Origin of the sequence: Streptomyces sp. NPDC007808, from assembly GCF_042868655.1 — a bacterium.
Classification (GTDB): Bacteria; Actinomycetota; Actinomycetes; order Streptomycetales; family Streptomycetaceae; genus Streptomyces.
The window spans coordinates 279,089-293,150 of the sequence record NZ_JBIAEQ010000003.1 but is presented as its reverse complement, the minus strand read 5'-3'; the positions used below and the strand labels follow the sequence as shown (position 1 = coordinate 293,150).

Below are 14,062 nucleotides of genomic sequence, written 5' to 3'. Positions count from 1 at the left end.
CTGTCGCCCCCCTGAACCTTCACGCCAGGCTGTCCCGCCACGCCCGGTGCAGATCCGCGAACCTGCCCGTGCCCGCGACGAGTTCGGCCGGCGTACCGTCCTCGACGATCTTCCCGTGCTCCATGACCAGTACCCGGTCCGCGATCTCGACCGTGGACAGCCGGTGCGCGATGACGACGGCCGTACGGCCGTGCAGCACCGTCGACATCGCGCGCTGCACCGCCCGCTCGCCGGGAATGTCGAGCGAGCTGGTCGCCTCGTCGAGGATCAGCACGGCCGGGTCGGCGAGCAACGCCCGCGCAAAGGCCACCAGTTGACGCTGACCGGCCGAGATGCGCCCACCCCGCTTGCGTACGTCGGTGTCGTAGCCGTCGGGCAGCGAGCTGATGAAGTCGTGGGCGCCGATGGCCTTCGCGGCCCGCTCGATCTCCTCGCGGGTGGCGTCGGGCCGGCCGATGGCGATGTTCTCGGCGACCGTGCCGGAGAACAGGAACGCCTCCTGCGTCACCATCACCACCCCGCGCCGCAGCTCGGGCACGGCCAGCTCGCGCAGGTCGACGCCGTCCAGCAGGACCCGGCCCTCGGAGGGGTCGTAGAAGCGGGCGAGCAGCTTGGCCAGCGTCGACTTTCCGGCGCCGGTGGAGCCGACGACCGCGACCGTCTGGCCGGCCGGGAGGGTGAGGTCGAAGCGGGGCAGGACCTCGCCGCCGGTGCGGTAGGCGAACCGGACACCGTCGAAGACGACCTCGCGGCCGGGGTGCTCCGACGCCAGGTCCGGGAGCTGGACGGGCGTCTGCGGCTCGGGCACGGACGGCGTCTGGGCGAGCAGCCCGGCGATCTTCTCCAGGGAGGCGGCCGCCGACTGGTAGGAGTTCAGGAACATGCCGAGCCGATCGATCGGGTCGTACAGCCGCCGCAGGTACAGCACGGCCGCCGCGAGCACACCGAGGGCCAGCGTGCCGCCCGCGACCCGGTAGGCGCCCCACAGCACGATCCCCGCCACGGCCGTGTTGGCGACGATCCGGGAGCCGGTGACGTACCGGGCCATCTCCAGCAGGGCGTCGCCGTTCGTGCGCTCGTGGCGGGAGTTGAGGACCCGGAAGTCGGCGTCGTTGACGGCCTCGCGCCGGAACGCGCGCACCGGCCGGATGCCGTTCATCGTCTCCACGAACTTCACGATCACCGCGGCGATCGCGGTGGACCGCAGGGTGTACACGCGCGCGGCACGCCGCCGGTAGGACCGTACGAGCAGGTACAGCGGCACCAGGGAGGCCACGGCGACCGCGCCCAGGCCGAGGTCCAGCCAGAGCAGCATCGCCGAGATGTAGACGAAGGACAGGATGACGGTGACGAGTTCCTGCAGGCCCTCGTCGAGCAGCTCGCGCAGGGACTCCACGTCGGTGGTGGAACGGGAGATCAGCCGCCCGGACGTGTAGCGCTCGTGGAAGTCCAGGCTCAGCGCCTGGGCATGACGGAAGATACGGCCGCGCAGGTCGAGCAGCACGTCCTGGTTGACGCGGGCGGAGAGCCGGATGAACGCGTACTGGAGCCCGCCGGAGGCGAGGGCGCACAGCAGATAGCCGACGGCGACCGCGATCAGCGGCCCGAGGTCGTCGCGCCGGAACGCCGGTACGGCCGAGTCGATGGCGTACGCCACCAGCAGCGGGCCCGCCTGCACGGCCGCCTGCTGGAGCAGCAGCAGGAGCGTGGTCGCGGTGACGCGGGCCTTCATCGGGGCGAGCAGGGAGCGCAGGAGCGCCGAGGTGGCACCCGGCGGGGTGGGCAGGACGTCGCGGTCGAAGGGGTCGTCCGGCTTGCGGGGCTCCTCGGCCGGCTGTTCCCTGCCCGGTGCGGTGGCGGTCGTCGCCGTCATCGGTCGGCCTCCTCGGTCCCGGCCATGAGGTGGGCGTACTCGGGGTTGGTGCGCAGCAGCTCGTGATGGGTTCCGACGGCGGCGATCCGCCCGCCGGAGAGCAGGGCGACCCGGTCCGCGAGCAGCACGGTGGAGGGTCTGTGGGCGACGATCAGGGCGGTGGTCTGCGCGAGCACGTCCCGCAGGGCGGCCTCGACTGCGGCCTCGGTGTGGACGTCCAGAGCCGACAGGGGGTCGTCCAGCACGAGGAAACGGGGACGCCCGACGACCGCCCGGGCGAGCGCCAGCCGCTGCCGCTGCCCGCCGGAGAGACTGAGGCCCTGCTCGCCGACCTGTGTCCCGGTGCCGTGCGGCAGGGAGTGCGCGAAGTCGGCCTGCGCCACCGCGAGCGCCCGCCGCAGCTCGGGCTCGCCGGCCGCGTCCCCGGCGCCCATGAGGACGTTGTCGGCCACGCTGGCCGAGAAGAGCGTGGGTTCCTCGAAGGCGACGGCCACGAGCTCGCGCAGCTCATGCCTGGGCATCGCGGAGATGTCCCGCCCGTCGAGCGTGATCCGGCCGGACGTCACCTCGTGGAGACGGGGGACGAGGGCCGTGAGCGTCGTCTTGCCGCTGCCCGTCGCTCCGACCAGGGCCATGGACTCACCGGGCCGGATGTGGAGGTCGATGCGGTCGAGGACGGGCGGGGAGCCCTCCGGGGCGTCGGGGTAGCGGAACCGCACGTCGTGGAACCGGAGTCCGAGGTCCGTGCGGTCCGCGGGCGCCGTCGAGTCGTCGCCGCGGACGGCGGGCCGCTCGACCTCCTGCCTCTCCGGCACCGCGTCCATCACCTCGAAGTACCGCTCCGTGGCCGTCGCCGCCTCCTGGCTCATCGCCAGCAGGAATCCGATGGAGTCCACCGGCCACCGAAGAGCGAGCGCGGTCGACAAGAACGCCACCAGCGTCCCCGCCGACAGCTCCCCGTCCGCCACCTGCACGGTCCCCAGCACCAGCGCCGCCCCGATGGCCAGTTCCGGCAGCGTCACGATGACGCCCCAGATCGTCGCCAGCAGCCGCGCCTTGTGCAGCTCCGTGCCGCGCAACGTCCGCGACAGCTCCCGAAAGGCCCTCGCCTGGCTGCGGTGCCGCCCGAACCCCTTGATGATCCTGATGCCCAGCACGCTCTCCTCGACGACCGTCGTCAGGTCGCCGACCTGGTCCTGCGCGCGGCGCGCCACGGAGGCGTACCGCCTCTCGAAGATCACGCAGGTGATCAGCACGGGCACGGCCGGGACCAGGATGACCAGCCCGAGCGTCCAGTCCTGGAGCAGCATGATGATCACGCCGACGAGGATCGTGACGCCGTTGACCAGCAGGAACGTCAACGGAAAGGCGAGGAACATCCGCAGCAGCATCAGATCGGTCGTGCCCCGCGACAGCAGCTGTCCCGACGCCCACCGGTCGTGGAACGCCACCGGCAGCCGCTGGAGATGCCGGTACAGATCCGCCCGCATCGACGCCTCGACCCCTGCCAGCGGCCGCGCGACCAGCCACCGGCGCAGCCCGAACAGCAACGCCTCCGCGATCCCGAGCAGCAGGAGGTACAGCGCGCCCAGCCACACCCCGGCCGGGTCCCGGTCGGCCACGGGCCCGTCCACCATCCACTTCAGGACGAGCGGAATGACCAGGGCCAGACAGGAGGCGACGACCGCCACGAACGCGGCGGTGAACAGCCGCAGCCGCACGGGCCGCACATACGGCCACAGCCGCAGCAGCGTGCGTACGGCGGAACGGTCGGCCCGGTCAGGGCTGTCGTCGGCGGTTGCACGTGTCGTCACCATCAGTGGCGAGCGTACGGATCGCCACTGACACTGCCCACTGAGTTTCGGCCCGTCCGGGTTCGGTCGTTGGTCCTACGACCTGGGAGGCGTGCGAAGGCCGTCCCGGCGGACGGGGCCGTACGCGCGTGCTCGACGCGGGCCGCGCCGCCCGGGCGGCGCTCGCCACCGACCCGGCCACCGACCCGGTGCTCGGGCCGAGCCGCCTCAGCCGTGCGCGCGAAGCAGCAGCACGGCCCGCGCCGGCACCGTGATCTCCGTCCCCGCCCGATGCTCCACGCCCGGCGCTTCCCGCTGCTCCTCGCGCGAGGTGTCGACGACCACCTCGTACCGCCGCGCCCACGGCGGACCGGGCAGCACGAAGCTCACCGGCCGGTCGCCCGCGTGCAGCACCGCCAGGAAGCTGTCGTCGACGATCGGCGCCCCCCGCTCGTCCCGCCCCGGGATGTCCCGTCCGGACAGATACATGCCCAGGGTGGCGGCGGGCGCGTACCAGTCCCGTTCCGTCATCTCCGTGCCCCGCACGGTGAACCAGGCCAGGTCCCGCAGCCCGTCGGCCGAGTGCGCCCGCCCGGAGAAGAACGCCCGCCGCCGCAGCACGGGATGCCGGTGCCGCAGCTCGATCAGCCGGGACGTCAGGTCGAACAGGGCCCTCCAGGCCGGGTCCTGCAGCAGTCCCCAGTCCAGCCAGCTGATCTCGTTGTCCTGGCAGTAGGCGTTGTTGTTGCCGCGCTGGGTCCGCCCCAGCTCGTCACCGGCGACCAGCATCGGCACCCCCGTCGACAGCAGCAGGGTCGTCAGCAGGTTCCGCAGCTGCCGCCGCCGCAGCGCCCGTACCCGCTCGTCGTCCGTCTCGCCCTCGGCACCGCAGTTCCAGGACCGGTTGTCGTCCGTGCCGTCCCGGTTGCCCTCGCCGTTGGCCTCGTTGTGCTTGCGCTCGTAGGAGACCAGGTCCCGCAGGGTGAAACCGTCGTGCGCGGTCACGAAGTTGACCGAGGCGTACGGCCGTCGCCCGCCCCACGCGTACAGGTCGCTGGACCCCGACAGGCGGTACCCCAGGTCCCGTACGTCCGGCAGCGCGCCTCGCCAGTAGTCCCGTACGGCGTTGCGGTAGCGGTCGTTCCACTCCGTCCACAGCGGCGGGAAGGCGCCCACCTGGTAGCCGCCCGAGCCCACGTCCCAGGGCTCGGCGATCAGCTTCACCCGCCGCAGCACCGGGTCCTGGGCGATGACGGCGAGAAACGGGGACAGCATGTCGACGTCGTGCATCGAGCGCGCCAGCGCCGCCGCCAGGTCGAAACGGAAGCCGTCCACCCCCATCTCCGTCACCCAGTACCGCAGCGAGTCCGTGATGAGCCGCAGCACGTGCGGCTGGACGACGTGCAGGGTGTTTCCGCAGCCCGTGTAGTCCGCGTACCGGCGCGGGTCCGACTGCAACCGGTAGTACCCCCGGTTGTCGATGCCCTTCAACGACAGCATCGGGCCCAACTCGCCCGCCTCCGCCGTGTGGTTGTAGACGACGTCGAGGATGACCTCGATCCCGGCCGCGTGCAGCGCGCGGACCATCTGCTTGAACTCGCCGACCTGCTGGCCGGTCGTACCGGTGGCGGCGTACGCGGCGTGCGGCGCGAAGTAGCCGATGGAGTTGTAGCCCCAGTAGTTGCGCAGCCCCTTGCGGAGCAGATGGTCCTCGTGCGCGAACTGGTGCACCGGCAGCAGTTCCACCGCCGTCACGCCCAGCTTCACCAGGTGCTCGATCGCCGCCGGATGGGCCAGACCGGCGTACGTGCCGCGCAGCTCCTCCGGGATCTGGGGGTGCAGCCTGGTGAAGCCCCGCACATGCACCTCGTAGATCACGGAGTCCGCCCACGGCGTCTTCGGCCGGCGGTCGTCCATCCACTCGTCGTCGGGCGCCTCGTCGTGGACGACCACGCCCTTCGGGACGTACGGCGCCGAGTCCCGCTCGTCGCGCACGGTGTCGGCGACATGCTGCTGCGGCCAGTCCCGGACATGGCCGTACACCTCCGGCGGCAGGCTGAAGTCGCCGTCCACCGCCCGCGCGTACGGATCCAGGAGCAGCTTCGCCGGGTTCCAGCGGGCACCGGTCCACGGGTCCCAGCGGCCGTGCACCCGGTAGCCGTAGCGCTGGCCCGGCATCACACCCGGCACGAAGCCATGCCAGATCTCGTGCGTCAGTTCGGTCAGCTTGGCGCGCGTCTCCTTGCCGTGTTCGTCGAACAGGCACAGCTCGACCGCCTCCGCCCCGCCCGCCCACAGCGCGAAGTTGGTGCCCGCCACCCCGTCCGGCCCGACCCGGAAGCGGGCGCCGAGCGGCACCGGCGTGCCCGGCCACACGGGCACCGCGGGCACCTTGCGCCGCGCCCCGTTCACCACCGAGGCCGGGCGCACCTCCTCAGCGGCGACCCCCTGGGCCACCGCCTCCTGCTCGGCTGCGCTCGACACCTGTCGGCCTCCCACGGCTCAGGGACCACACGAACGGGGAAGGAGCCCACGGAGTCCCGGTCCGCGGCTCCCCTCGCGTCGTCCTCCCCACTGTTCTGCCCACCGGGTGCCTCGCACTCACGTTTCCCCAGGGCCACCCCGGTCGTTGGGGTCTTCGTGAGGCACGTACAAGGGCGCGCGCGGCGCGCGGGGGCCGTGTTGGCCGCCGTACTGACATGGGCCGGCCTGCTGGCCGGGGCGGCCGGCTGCACCTCGGACACCGGCCGGGGCGGCATCGACCGGATGCTCGGCAAACCGCCCGCGCCCGAGGACGTCATCCGGGTCACGCCGGACGACAACACCAAAGGCGTACGCCCCGGCGACCGGCTCGGTGTCCGTGTGCTCAGCGGGCGCCTGGAGTCGGTGAAGGTCGTCAGGTCCCAGGACGCCCAGGAGTCCGAGGTGCCCGGCCGCATCTCCGAGGACGGCCTGCGCTGGGAACCCCGGGACACCGGCCTGGCGCTGGCCGCCAGGTACACGGTCGACGCGGTGGCCGTCGACGGCCACGGGCGGCGCAGCGCCCGGCACACGACCTTCACCACGTACGTCCCCGAGGAGCGCTTCATCGGATACGTCACCCCGGAGAACCGCGCCACCGTCGGCACCGGGATGATCGTCTCCCTGGAGTTCAACCGGCAGATCGAGAACCGGGCCGAGGTCGAACGCGCCGTCCAGGTCACCGCCGAGCCAGCCGTGGAGATCCGCCCGCACTGGTTCGGCAGGGCCCGCCTCGACTTCCGCCCCGAGCGCTACTGGAAGCCCGGCACCCGGGTCACCGTCGCCCTGCGCCTGCGGGACGTCGAAGGGGCGCCCGGGGTGTACGGGCTCCAGTACAAGACGTTCTCCTTCACCGTGGGTCGCCACCAGGTCTCCCTCGTCGACGCCGCGAAGCACACCATGGAGGTACGGCGCGACGGCGAGCTGCTCACCAGCGTTCCCATCACGGCCGGCGCCCCGAGGACGACCACCTACAACGGCAAGATGGTGGTCACCGAGATGCTCGAACTGACCCGCATGAACGGTGCCACGGTCGGCTTCAAGAAGAAGAACGGCAAGGGCGAGTACGACATCCCGGACGTCCCGCACGCCATGCGCCTGACCGACTCCGGCACCTTCCTGCACGGCAACTACTGGGCGGACGCCTCGGTCTTCGGCCGCAGCAACGTCAGCCACGGGTGCGTGGGACTCAGGGACGTCAAGGGCGGCGGCTCCGAGACGCCCGCGGGCTGGTTCTTCGACCGCAGCCTCGTCGGGGACGTCGTCGAGGTCGTCCACAGCAACGACAAAAAGGTCGCTCCCGACAATGGCCTCGGAGGCTGGAATATGGGCTGGAAGGAGTGGAAGGCGGGGAGTGCGGTGAAGTAACCGGACACGGGGGTGTGTTGCTCGACCAACCGGCTATCTGCCGATGTTGGAACGGAATGGTGACAATCGCGCGGCGCCGACGCCCCTGGCCTTGTGGTTAATATGCGCCGGAGCGCGCGGTAGGCGCGCGGGGGAGCGGGTCCTGGGGGCCCGGGGAGGGGAGAACGACTTTGAACGTGCGGCCGATATCGGGGGCGTCGGTTGATGCGCGCAGGCGCAAGGGGATGGCGGCACTGGCGGGGGTACTGCTGCTCACGGTCACCGCGTGCGGTGGGAGCGGCGGATCGGGCTCGGGGACCGGCGACGGCAAGGGCGAGGACTCCGGTGCGGCCCGGGCCAAGGAGTCGCGGGCGGTCGTGACGATAGCCCCGAAGGACGGCGCCGAGTCCGTCGGGACCAGCGGAGCGCTGAAGGTCACCGCCGACAAGGGCAGACTGACGGCCGTCGAGGTCAAGGACGCCAAGGGCAACGCGATAGCCGGAAAGATATCCGGCGACGGCGCCAGCTGGACGCCGTCCACGCACCTGGCCGCCGCCACGAAGTACACGGTGCACGCGGTCGCCGAGGACGCCGAGGGCGCAAAGGCCACCGAGGAGGCCGACTTCACCACGCTGACCCCGAAGGACACCTTCCTCGGCCGTTTCACACCGGAGGACGGATCCGAGGTCGGCGTCGGGATGCCGTTCTCGATCCGGTTCAGCCGGGGCATCACCAACCCCGAGGACGTCGAGAAGGCGATCACCATCAAGACCGAGCCGGCCGTCGAGGTGGCGGGCCACTGGTTCGGCAACGACCGTCTGGACTTCCGGCCCGAGAAGTACTGGAAGGAAGGCACCAAGGTCACCGTCGACCTCAACCTCGACGGCGTCGAGGGCCGATCCGGGGTCTACGGCGAGCAGGACAAGAAGGTCTCCTTCACCATCGGCCGCGACCAGGTCTCGGTCGTCGACGTGAAGACCAAGAAGATGAAGGTCATGCAGGACGGCAAGGTCGTCAGGACCATTCCCGTCACCACCGGCGCACCCGGGTACGAGACCTGGAACGGCCAGATGGTCATGACCGAGAAGTTCGTCCAGACCCGTATGAACGGCGACACGGTCGGCTACGAGGGCGAGTACGACATCAAGGACGTGCCGCACGCCATCCGCCTGACCGACTCGGGCACCTTCGTCCACGGCAACTACTGGGGCGGCGACGCCTTCGGCAACCGCAACGTCAGCCACGGCTGCGTCGGCCTGCGCGACGTGAAGGGCGCGTGGGACAAGAACGCCCCGGCGGCGTGGTTCTTCAACCACTCGATGATCGGCGACGTCGTGGTCGTGAAGAACTCCCAGGACGCGACGGTGGCTCCGGACAACGGCCTGAACGGCTGGAACATGTCGTGGGAGAAGTGGAAGGCCTGACCAGGTCCTCTCGGCGCACGGCCCCGGATGTCCGCCTCGGTGTGAGGTACGGCACCGGGGCCGTCCCCGTTAGTCGACGTTAACCTGCTCGCATGACCGTGAATCTCGAAGTCGCCGAGGGCGTCGGCACCCTGCGTCTCGACCGCCCGCCCATGAACGCGCTGGACGTCGCCACCCAGGACAGGCTCAAGGAGCTGGCCGAGGAGGCGGGCCGGCGTGACGACGTACGGGCCGTGGTGATCTACGGCGGGGAGAAGGTGTTCGCGGCGGGCGCGGACATCAAGGAGATGCAGGCCATGGACCACACGGCCATGGTCCTGCGCGCACGGGCCCTGCAGGAGTCGTTCACGGCGGTGGCCCGGATCCCCAAGCCGGTCGTCGCGGCCGTGACGGGGTACGCGCTCGGCGGCGGCTGCGAGCTGGCGCTGTGCGCGGACTTCCGGATCGCCGCGGACAACGCCAAGCTGGGCCAGCCGGAGATCCTGCTCGGCCTCATCCCCGGCGCGGGCGGCACCCAGCGGCTGGCCCGCCTCGTGGGCCCCTCGAAGGCGAAGGACCTGATCTTCACCGGCCGCATGGTGAAGGCGGCGGAGGCCCGGGAGTTGGGCCTGGTGGACCGGGTCGTGGCGGCGGACCAGGTGTACGCCGAGGCGCACGCCTGGGCGGCGAAACTGGCGCAGGGCCCGGCGCTCGCGCTGCGCGCGGCGAAAGAGTCGATCGACATGGGTCTGGAGACGGACATCGAGACCGGTCTCGCGGTCGAACGGAACTGGTTCGCGGGCCTGTTCGCGACCGAGGACCGCGAGCGCGGGATGCGCAGCTTCGTCGAAGAAGGGCCGGGCAAGGCGAAGTTCCTCTGAACGTCCGGCCGAGGCCGGATGATCGCCCGGGAAACGTCTGATGTGAAACTCCGTAGAACCACTTGCAATTGACGGAGTGTCTGATCCGGGTCCCTCGATGGGGCGGTTTATGGCAGCCTTAAGGCAGCCTTAAGCGTGCCTTGTCGAGGGAGCCCGTCGATTGCCTCCAGCAGACCCTTCGCCGCAGGTCGGACAGGCTGTGGCGGGCTCTGAACTGCCTATGTCATATGCCGTCGGAGAGGTGTGGAATGCCGGATTCCGGGGGGTGTATTCCACGGGAACGGCCACGCGGGGCGCCGTCGGCGGCCATGATGGGGGCATGGCGGGGCTGGAGGGTATCGAACAGCCGCGGGGACACGGCCGTGCGACCACGGCACGCTGGTCGCCGGCGGCCGAGGACGAAGCTGCTTCCAAGGCACTGGAGCTGTTCGGTAATCCGACGGAGGCGGAGGTTCCGCTCCCGTCCCGTCCCGAGTCCGCCGCAACGGCGCGCCGGCTGGCCCAGGTGATCGTGCTCCGCCAGTGGGGTCTGGGTCCGAAGATGACCGAGGACGCGGTCCTGCTCGTCTCGGAACTCGTCGGCAACGCCGTCCGCCACACCGGCGCCCGTGTCTTCGGACTGCGTATGCGCCGCCGCCGCGGCTGGATCCGCGTCGAGGTTCGCGATCCGTCCCGCGGACTGCCCTGCCTGATGCCGGTTCAGGAGATGGACGTCAGCGGCCGGGGCCTGTTCCTGGTGGACAAGCTCTCCGACCGCTGGGGCGTCGACCTGCTGCCGCGCGGCAAGACCACATGGTTCGAGATGCGGGTGGCCGACCGATAGACATGCGGTGCGGGGCGCGTCTGAGCCGCTCTCAGGGCGCGTCCGCGTAGCGGGTGGCGAGCGCGGCCGCGCGGTCGCGCAGACGGGTGCGCAACGAGGCCGGCGCCAGGGCCTCCGCGTCCGTACCGAGCTGCCACAGCGCCCACTCGGCGTGCCGCAGATCCTGGAACGTCGCCTCCAGCCGCAGCCGGCCGTCCGCCTCGGGCTTTGCGGTGCGGACGGTCACCGCCGTGCTCAGCAGGTCCTCACGCCGCTGCGGCTCGACCCGGACCAGCACGGCGATATGGCCGCTGGACAGGAACCGCGCGCAGCGTTCCCGCCAGATCCGGTCCAGATCCACCGTGTCCGGCCGCTGGGCCGGCTCGGGGAGCTCCTCGGCGGCCAGCACCCGAGACAGCCGGTAGGTACGGTCCGCACCCGATCTCGTGGCCAGCAGATAGCTCCGGTCGCGCACGGTCACCAGGCCGACGGGGTCCACCGTGCGCCATCGCGGTGGCTGGTCCGTGGCGGCGTAGTGGATGCGCAGTCGGCGTCCGGCGAACACCGCGCGCCGTATCTCGGCCATCGTCGTGGCGGGCACCTCCTCGGTGACCGACCGGCGTGAGAGCAGATCGGTCTCCGGCTCGACGAGAACGCGCCGGGCCGCGTCGCTCGCGGTGGCCCGATGCCCTTCGGGCAACGCGTCGACCACCTTGCGCATGGCCGAGGCGAGCGCCGAGCCGAGGCCGAACGCCCGCTCGCCACGCCCCGCTTGGGCGGCCAGCAGGGCGAGGGCCTCGTCGTGGTTCAGTCCGGTGAGCTCGGTCCGGAAGGTGGGCAGCAACGCGAACCCGCCGTGTCGGCCGCGTTCGGCGTAGACCGGGACGCCGGCCGCGGACAGCGCCTCGATGTCGCGCAGCACGGTACGAGTGGACACCTCCAGCTCGCGGGCCAGCGTGGTCGCGGTCAGTCGACCGCGCTGACGCAGCAGCAGCACCAGCGAGACCAGCCGATCGGCGCGCATGCGAAAACCCTATCGAATACATGACGAAGGGTGTCGTGCTTTGTTGGAAGGGTCGTGAGCACGACGTCGGCGAGCGCGGTTGCCGCGCCGACGGCGTACGTCCTTGCGATGATGCGAACGGAGCTGATGTGGCAGTGGAACGAACGGCGGTCAACCCGGTGACCTGGTCGGCGGAGCTGGGATTCAACCAGGGTGAGCTCGTCTTTGGGCACACCCGGACGCTGTACTGCTCCGGACAGACCGCGATGAGCGACGACGGCAGGCCCCTGCACGACGGTGACATGGCAGCACAGCTGGCGCTCAGCCTCGACAACCTGGAGGGCGTGCTCGGCGCGGCCGGCATGTCCCTCGCGAACCTCGTCCGCCTCAACGTCTACACCACCGACGTCGATCTGCTGTTCCCGCACTACGGCGTACTGGCATCGCGCCTGGTCGCCGCCGGGGTGGCGCCGGCCACCACGATGCTCGGGGTGACACGGCTGGCCGTCCCCGGTCAGATGGTCGAGCTCGAAGGGACGGCCGTCGCGTGACGCGACCTCGCCGCCCGAGCCGCTCGTGCCGGTCGAACCGGCACGAGCAGCAGGCGGGAGGGTGACTCGGGTGCTCACCATGGTGACGATCGGCGTCTACGGCTTCGACGCCGAGACCTTCCTGACGAGCCTGCGGCACGCGGACGTCCGCCTCCTGCTCGACGTACGTCAGCGCCGCGGGGTCCGGGGACCCGAGTACGCCTGGGCGAACTCACGCCGACTGCAGACCGCCCTCGCCCGGGCCGGCATCGCCTACGAGCACCACCCCGAGCTCGCCCCCACCACCGAACTGCGCCTGCTGCAGTACGCCGAGGACGACCGCCGAGGGGTCGGCAAGCGCACGCGCCGTGAACTCGCCCCCGAGTACACCCGCCGCTACACCACCGAGATCCTCGACCGCGCCGACCTCACGCCGATCGTGTCGGCGCTGTCGCGGGTGGGGACGGCGGCGCTGTTCTGCGTGGAGCGCGACCCGCAGGCCTGCCACCGCTCGCTGATCGCCCGGCGACTGACCGAGCGGCACCGGGTCACGATCGAGCACCTGCGCCCGGGGTGAGGGGCGGTGGCACGTCGGGCCGGCGCCGAACCGCTGCGTACCGGCTGTGACTCGGCGACCCGTATATATCCACCCTTCGGGTGAATCATGCGCTTTTCGGCACCGTGCTCATTAAATGGTCCGGTGAACCTGACCCACCGCACCCTCCTCGCCGGCGTCGGCCTTCTCGCGCTCGCCGCCTGTGGCACCGAGTCCGCCACGGGCGGGAGCCGGGCCGCCGAGTCCCGCGACGGCACCCGGGCCGCCGTCCCCGCCCCCGCGAAGCAGCGGCCCGTGGACGCACTGCCCGGCATGCCGCCCGTCCTCGACCCCAAGGACGTCTACGCCGCCGACCGCCCGAACAAGCTCTCCCCGGTCGTCAAGGACTTCCCGTCCCGTGTCTACGTCCCCAACACCGAGTCGGACACCGTCTCCGTCATCGACCCGAAGACGTACAAGATCATCGAGACCATTCCCGTCGGCCGTCAGCCCCAGCACGTCGTGCCGTCCTGGGACCTGAAGACCCTGTGGGTCAACAACAACCGCGGCCACACCCTCACCCCCATCGACCCGAAGACCGGCAAGGCGGGCAAGGAGGTGAAGGTCCACGACCCGTACAACCTCTACTTCACCCCCCACGGCAAGTACGCCGTCGTCATGGCCTCCCTGGACCGCGAACTGGTCTTCCGCGACCCCCACACCATGAAGCGGGTCAAGACCGAGCCGGTCACCTGCTACGGCGTCAACCACGCCGACTTCTCCCTCGACGGCCGGTACTTCATCGTCTCCTGCGAGTTCAGCGGGGAACTGCTCAAGGTCGACACACAGAAGATGAAGGTGGTCGGGCAGCAGAAGCTGCCGTTCGAGGGGGCCATGCCCCAGGACGTCAAGGTGTCACCGGACGGCAAGCGGTTCTACATCGCCGACATGATGGCCCACGGCATGTGGGTGCTGGACGGCGACAAGTTCGACAAGCCGACGCTGCTGCCCACCGGCAAGGGCTGCCACGGCCTCTACGTCAGCCGCGACTCGCGCGAGATGTACGTCTCCAACCGGGGCGAGGGCAGCGTCTCCGTCTTCGACTTCACCAAGAACAGGCTCACCAAGAAGTGGCACCTCCCCGAGGGCGGCAGCCCCGACATGGGCGGTGTCTCCGCCGACGGCAAGGTGCTGTGGCTGTCGGGACGGTACGACGCCGAGGTGTACGCCATCGACACCCGTACCGGTGAGCAACTCGCCCGCATCCCGGTCGGCAGCGGCCCCCACGGCCTCGCCGTGTACCCGCAGCCGGGCCGGTACTCCCTGGGGCACACCGGCATCTTCCGTTAGCGCAGGGGTGGTTGCGCAGCAGCAG

Annotated in this window: 11 protein-coding genes; 7 read left to right on the top strand and 4 right to left on the bottom strand. The window is 70.9% G+C overall.

All coding sequences use genetic code 11. From position 1 onward, the window contains the following. Nucleotides 1-19: 19 nt before the first annotated feature. The 3 genes from ACFYNL_RS13095 to glgX form a co-directional block, all read right to left on the bottom strand. Nucleotides 20-1,873 carry an ABC transporter ATP-binding protein gene (locus ACFYNL_RS13095; protein ID WP_388801289.1) on the bottom strand — a complete coding sequence of 618 codons (1,854 nt, stop codon included), beginning with the start codon at nucleotides 1,871-1,873 and terminating at the stop codon, nucleotides 20-22. Then, the gene (locus ACFYNL_RS13090; RefSeq protein WP_388801286.1) at nucleotides 1,870-3,690 is read right to left on the bottom strand and encodes an ABC transporter ATP-binding protein; all 1,821 of its coding nucleotides are present in this window, start codon (nucleotides 3,688-3,690) and stop codon (nucleotides 1,870-1,872) included. Before ACFYNL_RS13090 ends, ACFYNL_RS13095 begins: the two co-directional genes overlap by 4 nt. A 204-nt stretch (nucleotides 3,691-3,894) precedes the next feature. Then, nucleotides 3,895-6,150 (bottom strand): glycogen debranching protein GlgX, encoded by a 2,256-nt coding sequence (gene glgX / locus ACFYNL_RS13085; RefSeq protein WP_388801283.1) that lies wholly within the window; start codon nucleotides 6,148-6,150, stop codon nucleotides 3,895-3,897. A 156-nt stretch (nucleotides 6,151-6,306) separates the two neighbouring features. On the opposite strand from glgX, the gene ACFYNL_RS13080 reads away from it, so the two are divergent. The 4 genes from ACFYNL_RS13080 (at nucleotide 6,307) to ACFYNL_RS13065 (ending at nucleotide 10,640) form a co-directional block, all read left to right on the top strand. Continuing rightward, on the top strand, nucleotides 6,307-7,554 hold the full coding sequence (locus ACFYNL_RS13080; RefSeq protein WP_388801280.1) for an Ig-like domain-containing protein: 1,248 nt from the start codon (nucleotides 6,307-6,309) through the stop codon (nucleotides 7,552-7,554). 170 nt (nucleotides 7,555-7,724) lie between these two features. After that, nucleotides 7,725-8,957, top strand: coding sequence for an Ig-like domain-containing protein (locus ACFYNL_RS13075; protein WP_388801277.1), 1,233 nt, complete (start codon nucleotides 7,725-7,727; stop codon nucleotides 8,955-8,957). A gap of 92 nt (nucleotides 8,958-9,049) precedes the next feature. Further along, nucleotides 9,050-9,817: an enoyl-CoA hydratase/isomerase family protein gene (locus ACFYNL_RS13070; protein ID WP_388801274.1), complete on the top strand. Its 768-nt coding sequence runs from the start codon at nucleotides 9,050-9,052 to the stop codon at nucleotides 9,815-9,817. 319 nt (nucleotides 9,818-10,136) lie between these two features. Then, on the top strand, nucleotides 10,137-10,640 hold the full coding sequence (locus ACFYNL_RS13065; RefSeq protein ID WP_388801271.1) for an ATP-binding protein: 504 nt from the start codon (nucleotides 10,137-10,139) through the stop codon (nucleotides 10,638-10,640). 31 nt (nucleotides 10,641-10,671) lie between these two features. Here the strand turns inward: ACFYNL_RS13065 and ACFYNL_RS13060 are convergent, their stop codons facing one another. After that, nucleotides 10,672-11,643 carry a helix-turn-helix transcriptional regulator gene (locus ACFYNL_RS13060; RefSeq protein ID WP_388801268.1) on the bottom strand — a complete coding sequence of 324 codons (972 nt, stop codon included), beginning with the start codon at nucleotides 11,641-11,643 and terminating at the stop codon, nucleotides 10,672-10,674. 134 nt (nucleotides 11,644-11,777) lie between these two features. On the opposite strand from ACFYNL_RS13060, the gene ACFYNL_RS13055 reads away from it, so the two are divergent. From ACFYNL_RS13055 to ACFYNL_RS13045, 3 genes are all read left to right on the top strand, one after another. Further along, nucleotides 11,778-12,173, top strand: coding sequence for a RidA family protein (locus ACFYNL_RS13055; protein ID WP_388802684.1), 396 nt, complete (start codon nucleotides 11,778-11,780; stop codon nucleotides 12,171-12,173). A 79-nt stretch (nucleotides 12,174-12,252) separates the two neighbouring features. Further along, nucleotides 12,253-12,729: a DUF488 family protein gene (locus tag ACFYNL_RS13050; protein WP_388802681.1), complete on the top strand. Its 477-nt coding sequence runs from the start codon at nucleotides 12,253-12,255 to the stop codon at nucleotides 12,727-12,729. Nucleotides 12,730-12,852: 123 nt separating this feature from the next. Beyond that, complete coding sequence (locus ACFYNL_RS13045) at nucleotides 12,853-14,037, top strand: YncE family protein (RefSeq protein ID WP_388801265.1); 1,185 nt, start codon at nucleotides 12,853-12,855, stop codon at nucleotides 14,035-14,037. Nucleotides 14,038-14,062: the final 25 nt, after the last annotated feature.